Source organism: Nonomuraea sp. MG754425 (assembly GCF_021699195.1).
Classification (GTDB): domain Bacteria; phylum Actinomycetota; class Actinomycetes; order Streptosporangiales; family Streptosporangiaceae; genus Nonomuraea.
In genome coordinates, this window is record NZ_SSXE01000554.1 from 1 (window position 1) to 341 (window position 341).

Consider the following 341-nt stretch of genomic DNA (forward strand, 5'->3'; position numbering starts at 1 on the left):
GCTCAGGCGTGCGCAGCTCCGCTGACACCAGCCCGATCAGCTGCTTGCCCTTGCCTGTCGGATGCAGCAGATTGCCTTGGCGTTCGATCGTATCGGAGCTGACCAGCTTCTCGATAATGTCGGCGCGGGTCGCCGGCGTACCAAGCCCGTGCTTCTCCATCTGGGTCAGCAGAGTGGCTTCATTATAACGTTTGGGCGGCTGTGTCCGGCCCGGACGCACAATGCAGCGCTGGACCTTAACGGTTTCCCCCTCGCGCAGCTCCGGCAGCTTCACACTGCCGGCCGCGGGCTCATCCGTCGAGTTCTCTTCTTCGTCATCACTGCTCATATCTCCGCCATAA

Annotated in this window: 1 protein-coding gene; it reads right to left on the reverse strand. The window is 61.6% G+C overall.

Annotated elements, in window-relative coordinates; translation table 11 throughout:
* Positions 1-328 (reverse strand): DNA topoisomerase (locus tag FAF44_RS53940; RefSeq protein WP_237111222.1); only part of this gene is annotated, 328 nt, incomplete at its 3' end.
* Positions 329-341: the final 13 nt, after the last annotated feature.